The sequence below is a fragment of the Bacteriovorax stolpii genome (assembly GCF_002872415.1).
In the GTDB taxonomy this organism is placed as follows: domain Bacteria; phylum Bdellovibrionota; class Bacteriovoracia; order Bacteriovoracales; family Bacteriovoracaceae; genus Bacteriovorax; species Bacteriovorax stolpii.
Window position 1 is genome coordinate 3,708,032 of the sequence record NZ_CP025704.1, and the last position, 22,167, is coordinate 3,730,198.

General features: G+C 40.6%; 20 protein-coding genes and 1 tRNA gene. 9 read left to right on the forward strand and 12 right to left on the reverse strand.

Annotation, left to right across the window (positions count from 1 at the left end; genetic code table 11):
• The first annotated feature begins 3 nt into the window (after nt 1-3).
• From C0V70_RS18405 to C0V70_RS18415, 3 genes are all read left to right on the forward strand, one after another.
• Complete coding sequence (locus C0V70_RS18405) at nt 4-1,035, forward strand: arginine N-succinyltransferase (RefSeq protein ID WP_102245328.1); 1,032 nt, start codon at nt 4-6, stop codon at nt 1,033-1,035.
• A gap of 8 nt (nt 1,036-1,043) precedes the next feature.
• Nucleotides 1,044-2,567, forward strand: coding sequence for an aldehyde dehydrogenase family protein (locus C0V70_RS18410; protein WP_102245329.1), 1,524 nt, complete (start codon nt 1,044-1,046; stop codon nt 2,565-2,567).
• Nucleotides 2,568-2,675: 108 nt separating this feature from the next.
• Nucleotides 2,676-3,326, forward strand: coding sequence for a hypothetical protein (locus C0V70_RS18415; RefSeq protein ID WP_102245330.1), 651 nt, complete (start codon nt 2,676-2,678; stop codon nt 3,324-3,326).
• A gap of 57 nt (nt 3,327-3,383) precedes the next feature.
• On the opposite strand, the gene C0V70_RS18420 is transcribed toward C0V70_RS18415, so the two are convergent.
• Together C0V70_RS18420 and C0V70_RS18425 are read right to left on the reverse strand one after the other, a co-directional pair.
• Nucleotides 3,384-4,580, reverse strand: coding sequence for a DUF2252 family protein (locus C0V70_RS18420; RefSeq protein WP_102245331.1), 1,197 nt, complete (start codon nt 4,578-4,580; stop codon nt 3,384-3,386).
• 1 nt (nt 4,581) lies between these two features.
• Nucleotides 4,582-5,181, reverse strand: coding sequence for a hypothetical protein (locus C0V70_RS18425; protein WP_102245332.1), 600 nt, complete (start codon nt 5,179-5,181; stop codon nt 4,582-4,584).
• Between the two features lie 169 nt (nt 5,182-5,350).
• Between C0V70_RS18425 and C0V70_RS18430 the strand changes: the two genes are divergently transcribed.
• Nucleotides 5,351-5,425 (forward strand) — tRNA-Asn (locus C0V70_RS18430).
• Between the two features lie 20 nt (nt 5,426-5,445).
• Here C0V70_RS18430 and C0V70_RS18435 read toward each other — a convergent pair.
• Together C0V70_RS18435 and C0V70_RS18440 are read right to left on the reverse strand one after the other, a co-directional pair.
• Nucleotides 5,446-6,867 carry a PAS domain-containing sensor histidine kinase gene (locus tag C0V70_RS18435; RefSeq protein WP_102245333.1) on the reverse strand — a complete coding sequence of 474 codons (1,422 nt, stop codon included), beginning with the start codon at nt 6,865-6,867 and terminating at the stop codon, nt 5,446-5,448.
• Nucleotides 6,864-7,271, reverse strand: a complete 408-nt coding sequence (locus C0V70_RS18440) for a response regulator (RefSeq protein WP_102245334.1) — start codon at nt 7,269-7,271, stop codon at nt 6,864-6,866. The genes C0V70_RS18435 and C0V70_RS18440 overlap by 4 nt, the downstream gene beginning before the upstream one ends.
• Before the next feature lie 107 nt (nt 7,272-7,378).
• Between C0V70_RS18440 and C0V70_RS18445 the strand changes: the two genes are divergently transcribed.
• Nucleotides 7,379-8,197 (forward strand): penicillin-binding transpeptidase domain-containing protein, encoded by an 819-nt coding sequence (locus C0V70_RS18445; protein WP_102245335.1) that lies wholly within the window; start codon nt 7,379-7,381, stop codon nt 8,195-8,197.
• Between the two features lie 90 nt (nt 8,198-8,287).
• Complete coding sequence (locus tag C0V70_RS18450; protein WP_102245336.1) at nt 8,288-9,724, forward strand: aKG-HExxH-type peptide beta-hydroxylase; 1,437 nt, start codon at nt 8,288-8,290, stop codon at nt 9,722-9,724.
• Here C0V70_RS18450 and C0V70_RS18455 read toward each other — a convergent pair.
• Nucleotides 9,689-11,248, reverse strand: a complete 1,560-nt coding sequence (locus C0V70_RS18455; RefSeq protein ID WP_102245337.1) for a tetratricopeptide repeat protein — start codon at nt 11,246-11,248, stop codon at nt 9,689-9,691. The genes C0V70_RS18450 and C0V70_RS18455 overlap by 36 nt on opposite strands.
• Before the next feature lie 2 nt (nt 11,249-11,250).
• Nucleotides 11,251-11,583: a HesB/IscA family protein gene (locus C0V70_RS18460; RefSeq protein WP_102245338.1), complete on the reverse strand. Its 333-nt coding sequence runs from the start codon at nt 11,581-11,583 to the stop codon at nt 11,251-11,253.
• Between the two features lie 141 nt (nt 11,584-11,724).
• Between C0V70_RS18460 and C0V70_RS18465 the strand changes: the two genes are divergently transcribed.
• On the forward strand, nt 11,725-12,324 hold the full coding sequence (locus C0V70_RS18465) for an FHA domain-containing protein (RefSeq protein WP_102245339.1): 600 nt from the start codon (nt 11,725-11,727) through the stop codon (nt 12,322-12,324).
• On the opposite strand, the gene C0V70_RS18470 is transcribed toward C0V70_RS18465, so the two are convergent.
• A complete protein-coding gene (locus C0V70_RS18470; RefSeq protein ID WP_102245340.1) occupies nt 12,321-12,893 on the reverse strand; it encodes a cob(I)yrinic acid a,c-diamide adenosyltransferase in 573 nt (190 codons plus the stop codon). The two genes, C0V70_RS18465 and C0V70_RS18470, sit on opposite strands and share 4 nt — an antisense overlap.
• Nucleotides 12,893-16,048 carry a fused isobutyryl-CoA mutase/GTPase IcmF gene (gene icmF, locus C0V70_RS18475; RefSeq protein ID WP_102245341.1) on the reverse strand — a complete coding sequence of 1,052 codons (3,156 nt, stop codon included), beginning with the start codon at nt 16,046-16,048 and terminating at the stop codon, nt 12,893-12,895. Before icmF ends, C0V70_RS18470 begins: the two co-directional genes overlap by 1 nt.
• Before the next feature lie 100 nt (nt 16,049-16,148).
• Between icmF and C0V70_RS18480 the strand changes: the two genes are divergently transcribed.
• Nucleotides 16,149-16,574, forward strand: a complete 426-nt coding sequence (locus C0V70_RS18480; RefSeq protein WP_102245342.1) for a 4Fe-4S dicluster domain-containing protein — start codon at nt 16,149-16,151, stop codon at nt 16,572-16,574.
• 13 nt (nt 16,575-16,587) lie between these two features.
• Here C0V70_RS18480 and C0V70_RS18485 read toward each other — a convergent pair whose 3' ends face one another.
• A complete protein-coding gene (locus tag C0V70_RS18485) occupies nt 16,588-17,592 on the reverse strand; it encodes a hypothetical protein (protein WP_102245343.1) in 1,005 nt (334 codons plus the stop codon).
• Between the two features lie 265 nt (nt 17,593-17,857).
• Between C0V70_RS18485 and C0V70_RS18490 the strand changes: the two genes are divergently transcribed.
• A complete protein-coding gene (locus C0V70_RS18490) occupies nt 17,858-19,441 on the forward strand; it encodes a methyl-accepting chemotaxis protein (RefSeq protein ID WP_158649752.1) in 1,584 nt (527 codons plus the stop codon).
• Here the strand turns inward: C0V70_RS18490 and C0V70_RS18495 are convergent.
• From C0V70_RS18495 to C0V70_RS18505, 3 genes are read right to left on the reverse strand one after another with little or no spacing between them, the layout of a single operon-like run.
• Nucleotides 19,422-20,108, reverse strand: coding sequence for a prolipoprotein diacylglyceryl transferase (locus tag C0V70_RS18495; RefSeq protein ID WP_243733570.1), 687 nt, complete (start codon nt 20,106-20,108; stop codon nt 19,422-19,424). The genes C0V70_RS18490 and C0V70_RS18495 overlap by 20 nt on opposite strands.
• 37 nt (nt 20,109-20,145) lie before the next feature.
• Entirely contained in the window at nt 20,146-20,649 is a 504-nt protein-coding gene (gene lspA, locus C0V70_RS18500; protein WP_102245346.1) for a signal peptidase II, read from the reverse strand.
• A 9-nt stretch (nt 20,650-20,658) separates the two neighbouring features.
• Nucleotides 20,659-22,155 (reverse strand): sigma-54-dependent transcriptional regulator, encoded by a 1,497-nt coding sequence (locus tag C0V70_RS18505; RefSeq protein WP_102245347.1) that lies wholly within the window; start codon nt 22,153-22,155, stop codon nt 20,659-20,661.
• Between the last annotated feature and the right edge of the window lie 12 nt (nt 22,156-22,167).

The window sequence follows — 22,167 nt, forward strand, 5'->3', positions numbered from 1 at the left end:
GTTATGTATATTCTTAGATCCGCAAGCCTAAATGACCTTGATGATCTTTACGATTTAAGCCAGCTGATGCTTTTTATCAATCTTCCACCTGATAAAGAGATCATCAAAACAAAAATCGAAAGCTCAATTAAAGCATTCACTAAACCTTCCAGAAAGCTGTGGGAAAACCACTATCTTTTCGTACTAGAAGACACTAAGGCCCAAAGAATTGTCGGGACATCAATGATCCATGCCCAACATGGAACTGAAGATGAACCTCATTACTTTTTTACAGTGGGACAGGAAAACAAGTTCTCAATGTCTTTAAACACTGGATTCATCCACGGAACTTTAAAGCTTGGATTGGACACTAACGGCCCGACTGAAATCGGAGGTCTTATTCTCGATCCAGAATTTAGAAAGAGCGATAAGAAACTTGGAAAACAATTATCCTTCGTTCGCTTTCTTTACATGGGAATGTTCCCGGATCGCTTCAAAGACACAATCCACTCAGAACTAATGCCTCCATTTGATAATGAAGGCCACGCTCCTCTTTGGGAAGCGATTGGAAGACGCTTTTTAAATCTTGAGTACCATGAAGCTGACGTGCTTTCGAGAAGCAACAAAGAATTTATTCTGAACCTTTTCCCGTCAGATACGATTTACATGACACTTCTTCCGATCGAGGCCAGAAACGCTATTGGAAAAGTCGGAGACTCAACGGCGCCGGTAAAAAGAATGCTTGAGAGCATTGGCTTTAAATATATGAATGAAGTGGACCCTTTCGACGGTGGTCCTCACTACCGTGCCAAGCTTAAAGATATCACACCGGTCAAAGATCTTTTTGAAGTGGAGATCCTTATCCGCGACAAAATTATTAAAAGCGATGTAGAGAGCATCATGGCCAGTCTTCCAACCGAAGACGGAACATTTAAAGCTGCTTACATCTCTGGAAACCTGAACAAGGGTTCCCCTGCTAAATTCATTATTGACCCTGAAGAAGCTAAAGAACTAGGACTTAAAGAGGACTTTAAAACGTTCGCAACTTACCTATAGGTGAAAATATGACAAAATATAAAATTTTAGGAAACTACTACAACGGTAACTTCAATCTACCAGCAACGACTGGACCACTTGCTGTTGAAAACATCATCAAGAGATCATGCCCTGCTGATTTATCACTTGCCCTTTGGGAAGCACCGGTTGATTACCGCGACGTGGATCGCGTAGTTGAATCGGCCATCAAGGGATTTAAGACGTGGAGAAAACTCTCTCAACAAGAGCGAAACGACTACCTAAAAAAATACCAGGCAGAAGTTAAAAAAAGACAAGAAGAGATCGCTATCGCCATCGCCTACGAAACAGGAAAGCCGCTTTGGGATTCCAAAACCGAAGCCGCTTCAGTAGTAGCGAAAGTTGATGTGACAATCAACGACTCTCTTCCACGCATTTCAAACAAACAAATCGATGCCATTCTTCCAAAAACAAATGGTCACATCGTTTTTAAACCACTTGGACCAAGCTTAATCATCGGGCCGTTTAACTTCCCTTGCCACCTGGCAAACGGACAGATTTTAAGCTCACTGATTGCTGGTAACTCAATTATCTTTAAGCCAAGTGAAAAAACTTGTTACTCTGCTCAGCTAATGATCGAGTGTTTCCACGCCGCTGGTTTCCCAGAAGGTGTTGTCAACCTCATCCAGGGTGACGGAGAAGTGGCAAGACGTCTTCTCAAGGAAAAATCAGTAAAAGGAGTATTCTTCACTGGTTCAAAAGAAGTTGGGAAAAAAATCCTGGATATCACTCACCACGATCTTTCAAAGCTTGTTTCACTTGAACTAGGTGGAAAAAACACAACGATCCTTCATAAAGATGCCAACCAGGACCACGCTCTTCAGGAGCTTTTAAAATCATGTTTCCTAAGTTCTGGTCAAAGATGTACTTCGACTTCAATCGTCGCCATCCACCGAAGCATCCAGGACGAGTTCATTGCTAAATTCCACGAAATGGCGAAAAAAATTATCATTGATCACCCAGTGGAATTCTCTCGCGAACCATTTATGGGGCCACTTGTTGACCAAGGCGCGGTTGATGCTTATCTCCTATTTATGGGAATGGCAAAACGTGAAGGCATCCAGGAAATCATGCGTGGAAAACAACTCGATAAAACGAAAAAAGGTCACTACGTCAGCCCATCAATTCACCTTGCAGAAAGGTGGAACAACGACAGTATGTTCCTTCATAGCGAGATTTTTGGGCCAAACGTTACATTTATTCCATACGACACAATTGAAGAAGCTATCTCTATCGCCAACGCTACTGAATATGGTCTAGCAGCAGCTGTTTTCACAAAAGATCAGGCGATCTTTAAACAATGTGTGGAAGAAATTGATTCTGGACTTGTTAACTTCAACCGCTCAACGGTTGGTGCTTCAGCGAAGCTTCCATTCGGCGGGGTAAAAAACTCTGGGAACTACCACCCGGCAGCTCTTACGACGATTGATGCCTGCGTGTATCAGATGTCTTGCTTAGAAGTATTATCGGATGAGCCGGAAGATATTAAATCGATTATTGGATTAGACCTTTAGCATAAATGGCCCTCGAAAGAGGGCCTTTTTCATGTGTAGAAAATACCATTCTCTGGACAAAAAAGACCATTTCTTATAAAAATCCCTGAATTCCAAGGGGTAAACAGAATGAAAACATTCGCTTTAGCTTTAATGCTGGTTTCAGGCCACGCATTCGCCAATGACTGTGACAACACTGTTAGAATGCCAACTCTAGAAATGAAACAAGTCCTGACAGACAACCTGACTCGTAGATCGTATGAAGAGTATATCAATAAAGGTTGGCTGGATCTTGGCAATGATGTTTACATGCAATCATCACAAGGACAGGTTGTCGGTCAGATGACTAGAATGACGATGACAAGGCTTTATGATTTTTATGTTCAAAGATTAAAAGATGCGCTTGATCCGAGCTATGGTTCCGGAATCCACATAAGCTCGAACACTATTGCTAATAATGTTAATAGCTGCCTTTCTCAAGAGCAAAAAGACAGATGTTCAAACCAGATCAATGAATTTCTTGGAAAGGTTAAGCAATTCGAAAATTTTCAAAATAAATACAGAAGTAACATGTTTGCTTTAGTTTCTATGATCGAAACTTTTAACAATGAAGTTCAAGATGCTGGCAATTCAGGCCAGGTTTATCCGAGCGCTAAAGCCTACAACTTTGTTCAGGCCATTACCAACAACACTGCTGAATCTACTGAATACAAAGGTTGGATAAATATCAGTATGAATGAGAGTACTCAAACTTCAGAAACACTTCGCCGCTGTCTATAACAATTTTAAGAAGTCATTTAGATAGGCCCGTGAGGAAACTTACGGGCTGAATTAATTTTAGTTTTTATATAAATCTTTAAGTTTGAACTTTAAATTTATCAAGCTTTCTTCGATCAAACCACCATTGATGCTTTCCCAGCTTTTTATATATTCCTCAGTATGATCTTGAAGAGAAAGCCTGTGCATTCTTCCTACAACATATGCTTCATCTGCAATAATATCAGCGTAATCATCCGCTGGAATGTCTTCTAGTTTTAAGCCTGAAGCAAATTGATCGACAAATCTTAAACTATAAGCATGCCCTTCGATAGAAACACTATCAATAGACTTGTTTAACCTGCCGTCATAAATGCGTTCTTTAAAAGCGGCTATACGCCCTTCAAAATTGACTTCGGCCTTCACAAACACCTTGTCGTATCCACTCTGTGCCGATTCTTTTATGTCCAGCCATTGAACTTTATCCTGAGGTCTCACACGTGCTAAAACTTGAAAGCGCTTTAGCCCTGCACTTCCTCCGTCTTCTTTGATTCGAACATAGTGATCAAAGATCTCAATTTTGGGGAATTTTTCTTTAAGTGCACTCGTTAATGATTTTAATTCTTCTTCCGTTGTCGGACGATCTGGTGTTTTATGCTTAATAAATTTAAAAGGTGCATCTTCACTGATAAATTTCTTCAGTGTTTTTTCTGTGACCGTTGAAACGTCTTCAATACCTTTCTCAATATAAAAAGAGCTCATATGAGCTTCTCCCTTAAGACCTTTTGCATAAGCTTCGAAATACGTTTTCCAAGCAAGATCTTTATCAACAATCTTACCAGAAACAAAATGTCTTAAAACATCGTGATAAAGAAGGCCTTCTGTTGAATCATCAAAATCATTCAAGGTGAAAATCACTTTTCCTTTGTCATCAATGACAAATCCAAAGTTTTCGATGTGCAGATCCCCTGCAATTGTTCCCTGGAATTTCTCTAAAGGCTTATAGAGAGCTGCAAAATCAGGATCAGCGACATACTTATAAAAAACCGGAGAAAAAGCACGATAGAAAGAATGGAAGTCTTTGTTAGCTTCAATGCGTTTTTCAATGAATGACCCTTTCTGATTCGGGTAAAAATCTTCCAGCATTTCTTTGCACGTAAGTGCTGGAGCTGCAGCAGGAGCTCGGGAAATAACATTTTTTGGCATGTAATCGTTAAAGGCTAACTTGGTATAGATGAAGGCCAGTGCGAACATGAATGGCACATACATCCATCTCATATCAGTACTGCTTTTTATTGACGAGAACGCCGACTTCTGAAGAAGACATCGGGTTCTGATTGGTTGATTTTATCTGTTCGACATCGACATTAGAGTTTTTCTGATAAAGATCGATGATCTCTTTTTGCTTAAGTGACTTTTGTGAGTTTCTTAGTCTCGCTTTCTCAATAAGAATAAACGACGACATATTTTCATCTTCTTTATGCTCTGGTGCAATTGTTTTGGCCTGGACAATTTCTGGTTCAGGTTCATAAGCAACTTGTGAAGTTGTTTTCGCCTGCACGACAAAACGTGGAGCTGGTGTTTGCTCAGGTCCGATAGGTGCTTCTTCACTTTCAACGTCTGCTGATTCTTTTTTAGTGAAAGGAAGAATTTTAGCTGTGGCCTCTTCTTCTTTGCTTTGTTTTGAGTGGGCTTCGTGAATCTCATCAAGCGATTCTGTGCTTGAGAAGTCGCGGTAAATTTTACGCTCTACTCTTTCATTCACTAAGTCTGTGAGTGAAAGGAACTTTCCACCATTGTGTTTGGTAGCAATGTCTGCGATCTCCTCAGGGGTGATAATTCGCAGAAGGTTCATGATAAGTAGATTTTGGACGGCCATAGTAATGAACTTATCGGAAGCATTGCCTTTAAACTTGAGTCATTTGATCTGGCATTCCCATCAAAATAAGATTTCAAATACTTAGTCATGATAACTGGCATTTTTAAAAAAAGTAGTAGACATTTAGGCCAATAATTTTTATAACTTGTAGACTTATTTCAGTAGATGTTGGGGAGTGGCGCAGTGGTAGCGCAGTAGACTGTTAATCTATTGGTCGTGGGTTCGAGTCCCACCTTCCCAGCCATTTTTTCTAAGCCACTTTTTTCAAATCAATTTAAATTCTAGATAAAATGTCGTGCCAGATGGATTACTTTCAAAGCTTAAGTGACCGTTAAGTTTCTGCATGTTCTTTTTGATAATATAAAGTCCTAAACCGCTTCCTTGAATATCGCTGTTATCAAAGCGCTTAAACATTCCAAAAACTTGATTGTGCTTTTCGGCCGGAATGCCTTTTCCATTGTCTTCGACCTGGATATAGATTTTATTTGGGTCATTAAAGACATTGATTCGCACGTAGGGATCTTTGCTGTCTTTATTAAAATATTTAATGGAATTGCTAACTAAATTATCAAGCACCTGAGTGAGACGTGTTTTTTGTACTAAAAAATCTTTCTTTTGATTAAATGATCCTTCGATCTTCACATTGTTTTCTTTGATAATATAATCGTACTTCTCTTGTACTTCTTTAATATACTCGTCGAAAGAGAAGAGACTTTTTTCCTCATCCATCACATCTGCTTTAGTCAAGGTCAGGATGTCTTCAATAAGTTTACTCAGTTTAACCGTAAGCTTCTTCACTCTTTCGGCATTTACTTTCACATGCTCTAAATTATGGTCTTCCAGATCTTCAAGAATACAATCACTAAGATTGCCAATCGTCATGAGTGGAGATTTTAAATCATGTGAAGTTCGATAAGAGAATTCTTTCATTTCATCAGATTTTTCCTGAATCTCTTCTTCATTTCTTTTTCTTTCAGTAATGTCGACAATTGAGCTGATCACAAATGTTTCATTGCTTGCATAAACAGGCTGTAATCCAATTTCTACCGGAACAAATTTGCCTGATTTATGCCGACCAAATAATTCACGACCTATCCCCATTGCTCTGGGAACCGGGTTAGCTACATAGCTTTTTACAAAAAGAGGATGTGGCTTTTTAAATTCTTCAGGAACCAGCATTTCTATAGGCTGCCCAACAAGCTCACTTTCTTCGTAACCAAAAATTTCCTGGGTTTTTTTATTGGCAAGTTCAATGATTCCATTTTGATTGATCATTAACATACCACAAGGAGCGGCCTGCACCGCAGCCTTGAAACGAGTCTCTGCTCTTAATCTCTCTGTGATATCGATCACTGAACTCATCACATACAATTTTCCGTCTTTTTGAATTGGATTAAGTCCAATCTCTACCGGGATATTCTCTCCATTTTTCCTTACACCGTAGAGATTTCTTCCAACACCCATTCTTCGGGAAATCGGATTGGCGAGATATTCTTTAACCAGGCCAGGGTGTGCTTTTTTTATTTGCACAGGAAGAAGCATGTCGAGATTTTTTCCAACCAATTCATCCGGCGAATAATCAAATAAGATTCCGGCATGAACGTTGGCAAGCTCAATGATGCTGTCTTCATTCACTAAAAGCATCGCTACCGGGCTGCAGTTGAATATGGCCTCATACACTTTCATTGAACAAGATCTCTAAGCATATTCTCCAGGTTTTTAATTCCAGCAGGCTTTATGACATAGTTTTCAACAATTCCCATATCGAGGGCCGTTTTTTTATCTGAATCCTCATGTGATGAGGTAAGCATAATGATCGGAACAATTTTCTTAAATTCGTTATAGGTTTCTCTGAGCTTTTTGAATCTTTCTAAAAACTCAAACCCATCCATAACTGGCATGTTGAGATCGACAAACATGGTGTCTGGCAAACGCTTACCTGCTTCTCTTAAACTCAAAAGTGTATCCAAAGCAGCCTTACCGTGTTTTGCCGTTTGAATTTCTGAAATAAAATCCAATTTGTTTGCCACTCTCGAGAGAACGTATAAAAAATCCTCATCGTCATCTATAAAAAACAACATCTTACTCATGTTAAAATTCCTGTTGTAATTTTATTGAATCATAAGATTCGCAGCTTATATGTGTCAATAATTATTATTTTAGTGTGTATTCCTTAATACTCCTTTAAAATTGCTCCATGAAAAAACTCTTAGTTATACTCTCGATATTGATGTGTACTAGTGCCAACTCCGCAGCTCCCTTGAAAGTGAATTATAAAAAAATCTTTGGTGAGCGTGAGGGGTGCTTCATTATTTCTGATCTTACCACTGGTAAAATCCTGGACGAATACAACCCCGCTCGATGCAAAAAACGATTTTCCCCCTATTCAACGTTTAAATTAGCGGCTGTACTTATGGCGTTTGAAAATAACATTCTTAAGGACGAAAACCAGATTATTAAATGGGACGGAGTTAAAAGAAGACGCGCTGAACTCAATCAAAACCTGACCCCTTTTACCTTTATGACTTTTTCTGCCAAGTGGGTGACCGAATGGATCATGCCTCAAGTAGGCATCAAACCTATTAAGAAGTATTTGCACACATTCCAATACGGCAATGAGGACTTCTCCGGTGGTCTAAAAAATGCTTGGGTGTCATCGAGCCTAAAAATTTCTGCGCGTGAAGAGCTAAACTTTGTATCCAATTTTTGGAATGAGAAATTAGGTCTCACGAAACGCACAACAGAGCTGACTAAAAAAATTATTTTCATTAAAAACTTAAGCAAAAATACAGAACTCTATGGCAAAACAGGAACTGGCTGCACAGTTGGACATGACTGCATGAACAGGCCCGATAAAATGTTTGGTTGGTTTGTAGGTATCATAAAAACTCCATCTAAAGTCTATGCTGTCGCTGGAAATGCCTCTGACTTAACAGACGAAAAAGCACCTGGAGGCGTGAGAATGAGAAGGGCCACTATCGACATCGTTACCCAAATGGGACTAGTAACAGAGTAATGACTCGCGCGCTTAATTATTTTACCCTTATCCTTGCTTTATATCAGAAATATCAATAAGATCGGCACATAACTCCGAAACGAAGGCCTTATGAAAGAGCAATTATTTTCCAAAGATTTCCACAAAAAATTACAGAAGAATGTTGAGAGAAGTTACCTGGACTTCATCGAAGATTTAAGAATCGATTTTCAAAAAGGTTTTGATACTGATGTTGTCGATCCGGATTTTCTCGATCAATTAAATGACATCGTCCACGATGAAACATTTGATACATACTCGCCGCTAAAATTTTACTGGTTAAACCTGGTTGATAACTTGATCTACGTTATTCAGCTGCACGAAGAACTTCTGATTGAAGAAGACATCGACAGTGACGAACTAACTGACCTGGAAAACGAACTTTTTAATTTCTGGAATGATTCAGAACTTGCTGAGAGTTTTTTAAACTTCCTAAACGATGGTTCACCGGTTATTGAAGTTTCAACTAACCTGGTTCCACTTTTAGAAAACCAGATTGTTTCTTTCTATGTTGTTCACCTGAGCCTTTACCGCCAGGATTTTGAAGACGCTCTTATGTACCAGGTTGTTCCTGAACTAGGAGACTCTGAAAAGAAGATCTACATTACAGATAAACACCTTCCGGTGAAACTAAAGAAGACTCCTGAGACTTACCCTTCACTTCCTCTGCGCAAGCTCGATCCAGAAGCCAGTAAAATGGTCATTGAAGTTGACGATAAAGATGTTGAATTAAAAATTGAAGATGCGCCTGAAGCATTAACTCTTGAAGACTCAAAACTTTATGTTCTTCCTCATTGCGAAGAAGGTGAAAAGAAAATTGATGAATTTAAAAAGAACATCACAAAGGCCCTGGGAAACATTAAAAAAGTAGCTCCACACCTTTACACAACTTTTAAGAGCTTCACTCATACTATTGTTCCTGTGAATGAAAAAGGAATTGTTAGCTACTCGATGCAATCTCTTCCTGGTTATTCATGTTTAAACATGTTTGACCGCGACCAAATCGATTTGATGGATGACCTTCTTCATGAAAACGGCCACCACTACCTGAACACTTACTTAAACCACGTTGACCTGATCAACGAAGATGACGATAAAGTTTATTATTCTCCATGGAGAAAGGCCCTTCGCCCTATCCGCGGGATTTACCACGCAACGTTCACATTCTTCTGGGCCATGGAGCTTTTTGCAAACCTGGATGCTGCTGCTGAAAAGAAAACGCTGACCTTCACAAAAGCTGAAAGAGTTAAGATCAAGACTCGCTTTTTAGAAGAGTATTTTATGCTGGACTACTGCCGTCCTGACTTCACACATGCTTTTAAAAATAAGCGCGTAAACAAAGAAGGCTTGGCACTAATCAACGCGACTTATGAGCGCATTGATGCTTATAAAAAGATGGTGGACGCCGCACTTAAAAATCTTGAGGCGCTAGACACAGAAGCTTTCGTTAAAATTTCTACGCTGAAAAAAGAATTAAGCGAGACGAGAAGCCACTATAAGTTGATTTAATCTGGATTGCATTTCATTGGCAGGCATCATGTCTCCTCTTTTAGAAGCGACATCGATGCCTTTTTTATACACTTGCATAGCACGCTCTAGATTCCCACTGGCCTCGAGACTTTTACCTAATAATAAATAAGCTGCTGAGTATTTTTCATCAAGAACAACCACTCTTTCTAAGTGAGTGACGGCTTCTTTAAAATTTTCACGATAGAAGGCCACATCACCCAGACCATAAAGGGCCACAGTATCATCTGGATCAATTTCCAGAACCTGTCTAAACATCCCTTCACGTCTTGCTATATCGGCATCTTTCTTTTTCTTTTCTTCGTCCAAGGCCTTTTTGATTTTTGCCTCTTCACCAAACATTGAAAAAGACTTCACAGTCGCCAGGGCCTTTTCAGCTTCAGCTTCTTCGATTTTTCCAAGCTTCATTAAGAATAGTGATTTATTAGTATGGGCCATAACCGAAGTGGGCTTCACTTTTAAAAGCTTATCCATCCAGCCGATAGCTTCTTCATAACGTTCTTTGCGCCCTAGAATAACTCCGATAGATTCAAAAGCATCTGAGTGTTCCGGGTTAAAGGCGATCGCCTTTTTCATAAAATCCATGGCCGCTTCAACATTTGTGGCCTGGAATTCTTCTACACCTGCATGATAAAGCTCTTCAGCGATATCAAGACGTTTTTGTTTTTTATAAAACGGAAGGTAATGGACCGTCGCCGTTAAAGCTTGACCCCCGACAATTACCGGAATCTGCTTTCCCTCTACGCGGAAGTCTCTAAACAAGCTTGCGACCACGATATTATTTTTTTGGTACTGGATTTTTCCGGCCTTTTTATCTTCGACAAAAAAGTCGCTGCCGCTTTCTAATTGGCCTTCTGAGCTCATTTCCAAAATCACAGGGTAATAAGCGGCTCCACGGTTATTTTCGATTTTAGCGACTGTTTCCTGCCCTAAAAAACATCCTTTTTTATACGAGATGGCGATCTCGTTTAAGTAGGAATCGTTCACGAAAAAAGAGTCATCGACATCTTTTTTCCATTTTGGATAACCGTTTAAAAAACGAACTTCTTCCAACTCAGACTCTGAAGCAAATGGAACACCTGCAAAAGGGGCCGTTGATAATGAAGTATTAAGACCTGCATAATTGAAACGGAAAAGCGATTCATCACTTTCGCCGAGATAGTAATTAAAATGCAAATAGACTTTCTCGTTAAGCGCTTTAAGCTCAACGTCGTCCATAATGATAAATTTGTTAAAATCTGCCAGCACCGATTCTACTAATTCATTTTCACAAAGAAGTAGCAGCTTATCAGCTAAGCGAGCAATGGTGAAAAAAGACTGAACTTTTCCCGTGCGATTAAGTCTTGCTGTCAGCTGGCCTTCGCCGATTTCCAAAGCATGAAGGTCGTTAGTGACCTGGCCTTGAAAGAAAGTTTCACGGTCAGCTCCTGTGACTTCAATCAAAGAGTAGCCGCGAAGTTCGATTTGGGTTTCGTTAAAACGGATTGATGAAAGATCAGCCTTCATAATTAGACTGAGAACGATTCACCACAACCGCAAGTGTTAGTTGCATTTGGGTTGTTGAATACGAAGCCTTTTCCGTTAAGGCCATCTTTAAAATCCAGCTCTACACCTTTTAGGTAGATTGATGACTTTGGGTCAATCAGGATTTTGATGTCACCGAAATCGAGAATGTTGTCCTTTTCTTTTTTCTCAGAAAATTCGATTTTATATGACAATCCTGAACATCCACCACCAGATACACCTAAACGAAGTCCAGTATCAAGGCCCTTTTGTTCCTTTTGGTAAATTTCGCGAATATGGTGAAGTGCTTTATCTGTTACAGTAATAATTTGTTCCATAAAAACCTCGAACAAGAGACCCCTTTTATCGGGTATTTCCCTCTGTTATTACCATATTGTAGCATAAATACCTAAGAATGTTTTTCCCCTAGTTTTGTGATTTTCTATTCATGAGATATTATTTAGTTAGAGAGGGATTTTATGGCCGTAATTCTATTAATCAAGACCGAGGACGGGCAAGTTACAGAATTGCCAGTACTTAACAAAGTCGTGATGGGGCGCTCAAGTTCGAGTGACTATAAAATCGTTGATTCAAAAATGTCGAGCAAGCACTGCTCATTTGAAGTCACAGGCAAGGGCGAAGTTCTTTTTTGCGACCTGGGTTCAACCAATGGCTCATATATAAATAACAGCCAGGTTCACCAAACCTATGTTCGTATCAATGATGTTATCCGCATTGGAAATACACTGATCAAAATCGACGATAAAAGACTTTCTGCAACTGAAAGATTAGCTATCGGAAGTACGCAACTTAGAAATAAAAACGACAAGACTCTTCCTGCACTGGGAAGCTTGCGCCCGAACGGAACGAACTCTGTCGATAATCCAGAACGCCCAGGTGAACCAAAAAGTGAGCCACCAAAAAAGAAGACGGTTGTTCTTGGGAAAAATATCAAAGACAAGAAAAGACCAGTGAATCACTGGGCCGGCTCTGCAGACACCGTCATCGAACAGGAAGAAAGCACTGGGCACACCAAGTTTTTAAAACTCGATAAAGATAAGACGAAGAAGAAACCTTAGCCTTCGCTCTCAGCTATCCAAATAGGCTCTTTAATATGTTTTTTGGCGTTGATAAAACGCGAGAGCATAAAGAAATAATCCGACAAACGGTTAATATAGGTAAGGGCCTTCTCTGGCACTTCCCCATTATGGGCATCTTCAAAATCCACCATCTGTCTCTCAATTCTTCTGCACACTGTACGACAGACATGAAAAGCAGCTGCGGCGGGATGACCGCCTGGCAAAATAAAATGCTTTAATGGTTCAAGATGCGCATCCATTTCATCGATTTCTTTTTCAAGTTTTAAGATTGTGCCATCTTTGATCTGTGGAAGTTTAAACTGCGCTCTTTTTTCTTTTTCGCAAGCTAAATTGCTTCCAAGATCAAAGAGCGAAGATTGAATTTTGCGCAATAGCGTCTGATCAAAGTCTTTTTCCAATAAAGACATGGCCATTCCGATGTGAGAATTCAGCTCGTCTACTTCTCCGTAAAGATGAATGCGCGGATCACTTTTTTTAATGCGTGTTCCTCCAACTAATCCAGTTGTTCCTTTATCTCCCGTGCGAGTATAGACGGCTGCTTTTTTCATTACATGTTCCTGCGGTATTTACCACCAACTTCATAAAGAAGGTTCGTGATCTGTCCAAGGCTGGCGTAGTTAACAGTTGTCAGAAGCTCTTCAAAAACGTTGCCGTCATTCAGGGCCACTTCCTTAAGGCGTTTAAGTGCCTCTTCTGATTTATCTTTGTTCTTTTCCTTGAACTTGTTCAGGCGGTTAATCTGATCCATTTTTTCATCGTCTGTACAACGAGAAATCTCGATCTCTTTGGCCATCTGCTCTTTAATATTTGGAGCGATATAAGTGTTAACTCCGATAATCGGGAACTCTCCAGAGTCTTTTAATGTTTCATAGTATAGAGACTCTTCCTGAATTTTTGATCTTTGGTACATTGATTCCATCGCTCCAAGAACACCACCTTTATCAGAGATGTTTTCGAACTCTCTTAGAACCTGCTCCTCTACGATCGCTGCTAGTTCTTCAACGATGTAGGCCCCTTGAACCGGGTTGTCCGTCTTGTTCATACCGAACTCGCGGTTGATGATCATCTGGATGGCCATCGCACGTCTTACCGACTCTTCTGTTGGCGTTGTAATCGCTTCATCGTAGGCATTGGTATGAAGTGAGTTACAGTTATCAGAAAGAGCTAAGAAGGCTTGTAATGTCGTTCTGATGTCGTTGAAATCAATTTCCTGAGCATGCAGAGAGCGCCCAGAAGTTTGAACGTGGTATTTAAACTGCTGCGACTTTTCGTTCGCGCCGTATTTATCTCTTAGAGTGACGGCCCAAATCTTACGAGCGACACGACCCATAACTGTGTATTCAGGGTCTAGGCCATTAGAGAAGAAGTATGATAGGTTTCCTGAGAAATCATCGATCTTCATTCCACGAGACAGGTAGTACTCAACAAACGTAAATCCGTTTGAAAGAGTAAAAGCCATCTGAGAAATCGGGTTAGCTCCCGCTTCGGCAATGTGGTAACCAGAGATTGAAACTGAGTAATAGTTTTTAATCGCGTTTCTGCAGAAGTAGTCCTGGATATCTCCCATCATCTTTAGAGCAAACTCCAGAGAGAAGATACAAGTGTTTTGGGCCTGGTCTTCTTTTAAGATGTCTGCTTGAACTGTCCCGCGCACTTGTCTCATCACTTCAACGCGTTTTTCTTTGTTCCAGAAATCGTCGCCCTTAAGCGCTTGCTTCATTGCTGTGTTCATGAAAAGAGCAAGAATGATTGGAGCTGGACCGTTGATCGTCATCGACACAGATGTTGCTGGGTCAATAAGGCTGAAGCCTTTATACAGGTCTTGCATGTCATCTAACGTTGCAATTGAAACTCCGGCCTCTCCGATTTTTCCGAAGATATCCGGACGTGTATCCGGGTCTTCTCCATAGAGAGTGACCGAGTCAAATGCTGTTGATAAACGTTTCGCATTGTCGTCTTTTGATAAATAGTGGAAACGAGTGTTTGTTCTAAGTGGCCCGCCTTCTCCGGCAAACATTCTCTTTGGATCTTCATCGGCGCGCTTAAATGGGAAAATCCCAGCGGCAAATGGGAAGTGTCCTGGTAGGTTTGAGTTTTTAATAAAGCGGTATTTATCAACCACTGAATTAAATGTCGGGTACGCTACTTTAGAAACATCGTTACCTGAAAGCGATTTGTATTTTGTTTTAACTTTGATTTCTTTTCCACGAACGAAGTAAGAATAAGTTCCAGATTCGTACTGAGCGATTGTTTCATCAAGAACTTTTAATTCAGCAAAAGCCTTATCCGAAATCGAAGCTTTCACTTCAGCGAGTTTCGCTTCAATGTCCTTGTTGCCATTTAAAAGTTTGGCCGCAATCGTTAGCGCTTCGTAATCTTTTAATTTCTCTGCCGTCTCGATGGCTTCACGGTTATACGCGCGGACAGTTCCGGCGATATCACGCAGATAAAGCGATCTCTCAGGAGCGATAATTCTCTTCTTTTCAGTTGGAGCTTTATCGCGCTTCATCGATTCAAGATTTTCTGCCTTTACGTTAAGTGCTTTAACGATATCGTAGAAAAGTGCGTTGACACCTACGTCGTTAAACTGAGACGCCATTGTTCCATAAATTGGAAGTTCGTGGTCTTCGCGAGCACCAGGGTGACCTGCGAATTCCTGGTGGTTTCTTCTGTATTGTTTTCTAATGTCTCTTAGTGCATCTTCTGAACGAGGTTTTTCAAACTTGTTTAAAACGATAAAAGTTGCGGCCTCAAGCATTTCGATTTTTTCAAGCTGAGTCGCTGCTCCGTATTCAGGAGTCATTACGTAAATACACTTGTCTGCTACTTTTGTAATTTCATCAGAGGCCTGGCCGATACCTGATGTCTCAACCAGGATCAAATCAAATGGCTGTGACTTTAGGAAAGACACAACATTTTTAATTTGTGGAGAAAGTTCTGTATTTGAATCTCTCGTCGCAAGCGAGCGAATATAAAAATTGTTGAAACTTGCACTTCCTAAACGGATACGGTCTCCAAGAAGCGCTCCCGACGTTTTCTTTTTTGTCGGGTCTACTGAGATAAGTGCGATCTTACAGTCTGGAGAATGGCGGTAGAAACGAAGTAGAAGTTCATCGATTAGAGACGACTTACCAGCTCCCCCTGTTCCCGTGATACCAAGAACCGGAACTTTTCCTTCCGCAAATTTTACCGGAAGCTCACCGTTATCTTCGATTGCCGTAATAACTTTTGATATCTCTCTTTTTTCCAGTTTCCCCAGGTTGAACTTAGAGAAGTCCACTCCTTCAAGAGTTGAAGTGTTGGCCCTTTCAATCATGTCGTCGATGATTCCGTTTAGACCAATTTCCATCCCGTCTTGTGGAGAATAAATGCGCGTGATCCCGCGAGAGTGTAGAAGTTTAATTTCTGAAGGAGTGATAACTCCACCACCACCACCAAAAATTTTAACGTTTTTTGCACCTGCAGCGTCCAGAAGCTCTCTAATATAAGTAAAATACTCAACATGTCCGCCCTGGTATGAGCTTAGCGCCACAGCGTGGACGTCTTCTTGAAGGGCTGCATCGACAACCTCTTGTGCTGAGCGGTTATGCCCTAAATGAATGACCTCTACCCCTTTGGATTGAAGCATTCTTCGCATAATGTTGACTGATACGTCATGGCCGTCAAAAAGGCTTGCGGCGGTTACAAATCTAAGTTTTTTCATAATCTCACTCTATCTCTAGTTAATCTAATAGCGAAAAGGGCTAATTTGGGTTATAATCTGGGGATATTTATTAACACAAGTTACATGATTTGGGTTTGCTATGAGCACCGAAAATACAGCAAATAATACTACGAATGAAGCCGATGAAGCGACTATCGTAGAAAATCCATTCCACACGGCCCGTCTTAAGCCTAAGAGAAAAGGTAAAAAACCACCTAAACTCCTGGCGATCGTTCACCAATCTGGCTGTACTGGGTGTGAAGTTTGTATTCAGGGATGCCCTGTAGACTCTATCGAGCTAGTTCCGGGACCAAACCCGAACAACCCTCAATTCAATCAGACGGTAGAGATTGACCTTGCCCGCTGTATTGGATGCCAAAACTGTTCTCAAGACTGTCCTTGGGAAACAATCATGATGTACGAGCACGACGACGCTTTCACAGCTTGGTCGAATGAGACGCTTAAGTCTGAGCTTTACATCGAAGAAAGCAACTTAGAAGAAATTAAGAAAAAGATTATCGGTTAATTTTATTTAGCCCTTATCTCGCGATCGTGTCGATATTCGGCAGGTTTTCCTGCGGCGAATACTCTTGTCCTGTTCTTCTTTTTTCTGCACGTTTGATGTTATTGATTGCGGCCAGGTTCTTTTTCACTGTTAGCAGACAGCTCTTTAATGAATCCATTTTTACACAAACGCTCTTGGCCTGCTCAATAGCGCTCTCCATCGCCATGCTCGCCACACCACCGGCCTTTAAAACAGCAATCCCACGGCTCATGCTATCATAAGACCCATCAGCGACAGTTCCTGCTGTCATAATCCCTACGCAAGACTGGTAGTTCTTTTCAATCGCCAGTTTATTTTCCATAAAGGCCGAAACTGATTTTCTATTGGCCTCTGCTACTTTTTGAAAAAGATTTTTCACCGACTGAAATTCAGGACTGAACGTCGAGTGAAGCATTGAAACCATTTTATAGCTGGAAAATTTATTGATCGTATCTTCTTGCGCTTCAGCGGCTTCGGCGCACTCATTATTTTCGCGATCAAGAGTGGCGATGATTTTTTTTAAGTTCTTTTCTCTTATTTCTTTCTGGCAGCCGGCAAAACAAATCATTCCGACTTCTTCTAAATTGCGGGATAAACCACCTAAGGCCGTAAGAATAATTTTTGTACTCTCAGCATCCAGATCGCCATCTTCTGCATGAGCAGGTGTAATCAAACGATCAAACCACGAAGTGGTTTTTGGAAGTCCAAAAGTGCTCTTGGTAACCAAGCGGTTGTTAACATAAATTTGATCATTGAGATAATTAACGATTGAAAAGTGAACAGTGTTGGTGTTGGCCTTAAATTGATAAACCTGCGCTTTAATCTTTTTAATCGCAGGCACACCCACATCTTTACTCGTATTATATTTTTCAATCCCATGATGGAAATCCTCGATTGTTTTTTTTGCTAAATAATCGAGCGTCTCTTTTTCCACATCAGCGGCAGATGCCGAAAGCGCAGTTACTAAAACAATCAACCAAAGTGAAATGTACTTAGTCATAACAAAGCCCTCTCAATTCCTTGCGGAATGGTACTACAACCAGTGTACTTGAATTTAACAAGTTATTATATCATTGGCACTTTTCTCCACCTAATTAACTTCTAACTTATTAAATTTCCATTCATCTTAAGAGTCATAGTAGACTGACAAACGCCCATCCTGGTGCACTTTCTTTAGAAAAACTTAAATTTAGCGTTTCAAACTTTCCCCCGATATGACTTTGATCAGATTTTTAAAACGTTTTCCTATCCCTACGGAGTGCAAGATGTTTCTTTTTAATTGGATGAGATCAAAAAGTATTCGTTTCCGTATCTTTTCACTAATCGCTTTTTTACTTTTACCTGTTTGTATCCTTGTACAATTTTTTATTCTTCCAACATTCGAAGATAAAATTTATGAAGGAAAAAGAGAAACCACTCGTTATGCTGTGGAACTAGCGATTGGAACTATTTCAAAATTTTATCAAGACTTCAAAGACAACAAGATCACAGAAGCCGTGGCCAAAGAAGAGGCCCTCAAGGCCATTAAAGCTCTTCGTTATAATGAAAAGGAGTATTTCTGGATTAATGATATGAAGCCAACTATGATCATGCACCCAATTAATGAGAAACTCATCAATCAAGACTTGAGTGCAAAGAAAGATGCTAACGGAAAACTGCTTTTCGTTGATATGACTGAAATTGTAAAAAAAGATAAGGCCGGATACCTGAAATACTACTGGGAAAGACCAGGAGAAACGGTTCCAGTTCCAAAAATTTCTTATGTAAAAGGTTTTGAACCTTGGGGATGGGTTGTTGGTACAGGTGTTTACGTTGATGACGTAGTCGCAGAAGTTCGCGCAGTCACTATTAAGGTATGGACGGTCCTGGCCTCGGTTCTAGCTATTGCCGTTATTCTCGTTACACTTTTTTCAGGCTATTTAACGAAAACTCTTATTACTGTTTCGAGCAAAATCAATCACGGAGCTCAGGCCTTCAGAGACTCTTCGACAAGTATCAATGCTTCAAGCTTGGAAGTTTCAAGTAGAACAGACACCTCAGCGGCGGCGCTTCAGCAGACTTCTGCGAGTCTTGAAGAGATTTCCAGTATGATTAAAAAGAGCTCGGACAATATGGCCACTCTTCAGACGATTGCTCAGACAAGCAAAAGCAATGTTAATGTCGGGAAAAAATCCCTGCAGGAAATGATGGAGAGCTTGAATACCATCAATGAGAACAACAAAAATATCAACCAGCAGGTGGAAAACAGTAATAACGATATCGCCAATATCGTTAACCTGATCCATGAGATCTCTGATAAAACAAAGATCATCAACGACATCGTTTTCCAGACAAAACTTCTTTCTTTTAACGCTTCTGTTGAGGCGGCAAGAGCAGGAGAAAATGGAAAAGGATTCGCAGTTGTTGCTGAAGAAGTTGGTAATCTGGCAACTATGTCGGGGAAAGCCTCTGAAGAGATTTCACAAATTCTTTCTAAATCGACAAACAGAGTTCAGGAAATTGTTACAAAAACGAAAGCGAACATCGCTCCATTAATGGATGCTTCGGTTAAAAACCTTAACCACGGGTTTGGGATCGCTGAAGACTGTTCTAAAACTTTCGATTTAATTGTTACTGATTCTGAAACTATCAACTCGATGGTTGGTGAAACATTTGTGGCCTTCAAGGAGCAAAACATTGCCGTTGAAGAAATTACTAAAGCAGTAACAGACCTGGATCTTCTGACTCAGCAGAATGCGCAATCAGCAAAAAGCAACGTTGAGCACGCAGAGTCCCTAACCAAAGAGGCCAATGACCTGGGTGAAGTTACAGCAGAATTAACTTATATCATTAATGGCCGCGCTTCATAGTCTGGTAACAGACTGTTGCCAGCGAGACAAAGAATAAAACAAGCGAGATTATCTGCGACGTCGAAAGGTGATACCAGTAGACGCCGCGGATGAGATCTCCGCGAAAGAATTCCACCACAAATCTTAGTAGTGAATAAATCAAAAGATAGCGAGTCACGATAAAAAGGTTGTCTTTTTTTTGCTCGACCCATTTTAGTGTCATGTATCCGATGGCGAAAAGCCCGAATGCTTCATACAACTGCACGGGGTGAATCCACTCACCATGCATATGCACGGCCCAGGGAAGATCGCACTGGGTTCCATAACAGCAGCCAGTAAAAAAGCAGCCAACACGTCCAACTGCATGGCCAAAAACCAGACCCGGAACAAGGTATTTACTTTGTTCGAACGGAAATTGTTTTAACCACAGTGAATAGATGAAATAAAAAAGCAGCCCGAAAATCAATCCGCCGTAAAAAACAAATCCTCCACCTAACCAAAAATTGTCATTGGCGATGTATTGATAAACTTTGTTTCCGCTAGAAACCGCGAGGAAAAAAACCTTCGCCCCAATCCATGAAGTGATAAAAACTCCGGCAAAGAGTTTAAATAAAGGGGCCGAATCTAATTGGTGTTTTTCCAGTAAGTAGCGAGTGAGATAAAAACCAATCCCCCATGCCAACCCCATAAATAAGGGGTAAGCATAGAGTGTAAAAAAGCTGGATTCAAACAGTACGGGTAACACTGTCGTCTGTCTTTTTGGCCGCAAAAAATGTTTCATAAATTAAAAGAAACGCGGCAATGGTAATTGAACTGTCGGCGATATTAAATGCCGGAAAGTGATGAGTTTTGTAAAAGAAATCCAGGAAATCCACAACGTAGTTCATGCTAAAGCGGTCAATCAGGTTTCCAACTGCACCAGCAAAAATCAAGCTGTAGGCCAGACACTGAATCTTATGCGTATTTCTCGTCGTCCAAATCAAGTAAATCAGCCAAAGGCAAGCAATAACCGGCACACCAAAAAATAGCGGAATTCGGATGAAGTCATGTGAATAACCAAACATCCCAAAAGCGGCACCAGGGTTTCTCACGTAAGTGAAATGGAAAAGTCCTTCAATAACCGGAACAGTTTCTCCGAGGTAGAACTTTTGCTGGACGATAGCTTTTGTGGCCTGATCTCCAATAATGATCGTAGAGATCAGGATACACATTTTATAAATCATATTCATGAGAACAACTTATCCGTTAACGTAATCTTTTGCGTGAATTTCGTATTTTTCAATTTTTCTTAAAAGCGTCTTCTTGGGAATATTCGCCTTTAATGCCGTCTGGTTAATCTTCCCTTTGTTTTGTTTTAGGGCCCAGATAATGAACTCTTTTTCAAAAAGATCTTTGGCAACCTGGAAATCCATTACCATTTCTTTTGAAACGAGGACACTGTTAAATGAGAAACTCTCAGGTTCGCGGTCCACTTCATCACTCTTCATATCAAAGATTGAATCCTGGATGCCTTCAACGTCAATCATCATGTCTGAGTTATCTTCCGGCTCCGGCACTTTCGTTGGAGACGTCATTTTCAGGCTTGATGGAAGAGATGGCGCCTGGATCATATCAGAAGATTCGATAATGAACGCGTGCTCAATAACGTTTCTTAGCTCCCTAATGTTTCCTGGCCATGAGAAGTTTGTTAAAAGATTTTTCGCTTCTTCGCTTGCGCCTTTAATATTCAGACCGTGAACATTGTTGAAGTACTTGATGTAGTAATCAACCAGGTATGGAATGTCTGATTTTCTTTCTCTTAATGGAGGAAGATAAACAGGCAGAACGTTTAGGCGGTAGAATAAGTCTTCGCGGAATGTCCCGTCAGCAATCATTTTTTCAAATGGCTTATGTGAAGCTGCAATTACGCGAACATCAACTTTGATGTCACGGTTAGATCCAATCGGTGTAAAAGTTTTTTCCTGAAGAACGCGCAGAAGTTTTACCTGCATCGTGGGGCTGATATCCCCGATTTCATCCAGGAACAGTGTTCCACCGTCAGCAAATTGGAATTTACCAAGCTTTCTTTCAGAAGCTCCAGTGAAGGCCCCTTTTTCGTGACCGAATAGTTCTGATTCAATTAAGTTCTCAGGAACTGCAGCCAAGTTAATCGTTACAAACTTAGCGTCTTTTCTTGGACCGTTAAAGTGAATCGCACGGGCAACAAGCTCTTTACCTGTTCCAGATTCACCACGGATCAATACCGGCGTATTAACTTTGGCCAGCTTGTCGATAACGTTAAAAACTTTTTGCATAACATGTGATTCACCAACGAATTGGTCGTCACCACCAAGAGAAAGTCTTGGAGATGAGAACATTGATGTTTCAACAAGTGAGCGGGCCTTTAGAGCGCGCTTAATAAGGGCAACCAGGTTCTCTGATGAGATTGGTTTTTCAAGATAGTTATAAGCGCCTTCCTTAACAACTTTTACGGCGTCGCCGACGTTTGAGTAAGCTGTCAGGATGATAACGATCACTGATGGATCGACTTTTTTAATTTCAGTTAATGCTGAAATACCGTCCATTTCTGGCATGTTCACGTCCATGACTACCAGATCGTATTTTTCTTTATAGACTGCGTGTAGTGCTTCTTTACCGTTGTTGGCAACATCAACAGCAAAGCTATGGTAAAGCAGGGCCTCTTTTACTGAGTCCTGTAAAACCTTATCATCATCAACAACTAACACTCGATGCATTGTCTTCTCCTG

Bases quoted from the DNA above. Each gene is read 5' to 3' on its own strand.
- C0V70_RS18405 (WP_102245328.1), top strand. From the start codon at position 4: ATGTATATTCTTAGATCCGCAAGCCTAAATGACCTTGATGATCTTTAC.
- C0V70_RS18410 (WP_102245329.1), top strand. From the start codon at position 1,044: ATGACAAAATATAAAATTTTAGGAAACTACTACAACGGTAACTTCAAT.
- C0V70_RS18415 (WP_102245330.1), top strand. From the start codon at position 2,676: ATGAAAACATTCGCTTTAGCTTTAATGCTGGTTTCAGGCCACGCATTC.
- C0V70_RS18420 (WP_102245331.1), bottom strand. From the start codon at position 4,580: ATGAGATGGATGTATGTGCCATTCATGTTCGCACTGGCCTTCATCTAT.
- C0V70_RS18425 (WP_102245332.1), bottom strand. From the start codon at position 5,181: ATGGCCGTCCAAAATCTACTTATCATGAACCTTCTGCGAATTATCACC.
- C0V70_RS18435 (WP_102245333.1), bottom strand. From the start codon at position 6,867: ATGAAAGTGTATGAGGCCATATTCAACTGCAGCCCGGTAGCGATGCTT.
- C0V70_RS18440 (WP_102245334.1), bottom strand. From the start codon at position 7,271: ATGAGTAAGATGTTGTTTTTTATAGATGACGATGAGGATTTTTTATAC.
- C0V70_RS18445 (WP_102245335.1), top strand. From the start codon at position 7,379: ATGAAAAAACTCTTAGTTATACTCTCGATATTGATGTGTACTAGTGCC.
- C0V70_RS18450 (WP_102245336.1), top strand. From the start codon at position 8,288: ATGAAAGAGCAATTATTTTCCAAAGATTTCCACAAAAAATTACAGAAG.
- C0V70_RS18455 (WP_102245337.1), bottom strand. From the start codon at position 11,248: ATGAAGGCTGATCTTTCATCAATCCGTTTTAACGAAACCCAAATCGAA.
- C0V70_RS18460 (WP_102245338.1), bottom strand. From the start codon at position 11,583: ATGGAACAAATTATTACTGTAACAGATAAAGCACTTCACCATATTCGC.
- C0V70_RS18465 (WP_102245339.1), top strand. From the start codon at position 11,725: ATGGCCGTAATTCTATTAATCAAGACCGAGGACGGGCAAGTTACAGAA.
- C0V70_RS18470 (WP_102245340.1), bottom strand. From the start codon at position 12,893: ATGAAAAAAGCAGCCGTCTATACTCGCACGGGAGATAAAGGAACAACT.
- icmF (WP_102245341.1), bottom strand. From the start codon at position 16,048: ATGAAAAAACTTAGATTTGTAACCGCCGCAAGCCTTTTTGACGGCCAT.
- C0V70_RS18480 (WP_102245342.1), top strand. From the start codon at position 16,149: ATGAGCACCGAAAATACAGCAAATAATACTACGAATGAAGCCGATGAA.
- C0V70_RS18485 (WP_102245343.1), bottom strand. From the start codon at position 17,592: ATGACTAAGTACATTTCACTTTGGTTGATTGTTTTAGTAACTGCGCTT.
- C0V70_RS18490 (WP_158649752.1), top strand. From the start codon at position 17,858: ATGTTTCTTTTTAATTGGATGAGATCAAAAAGTATTCGTTTCCGTATC.
- C0V70_RS18495 (WP_243733570.1), bottom strand. From the start codon at position 20,108: ATGGGGTTGGCATGGGGGATTGGTTTTTATCTCACTCGCTACTTACTG.
- lspA (WP_102245346.1), bottom strand. From the start codon at position 20,649: ATGAATATGATTTATAAAATGTGTATCCTGATCTCTACGATCATTATT.
- C0V70_RS18505 (WP_102245347.1), bottom strand. From the start codon at position 22,155: ATGCATCGAGTGTTAGTTGTTGATGATGATAAGGTTTTACAGGACTCA.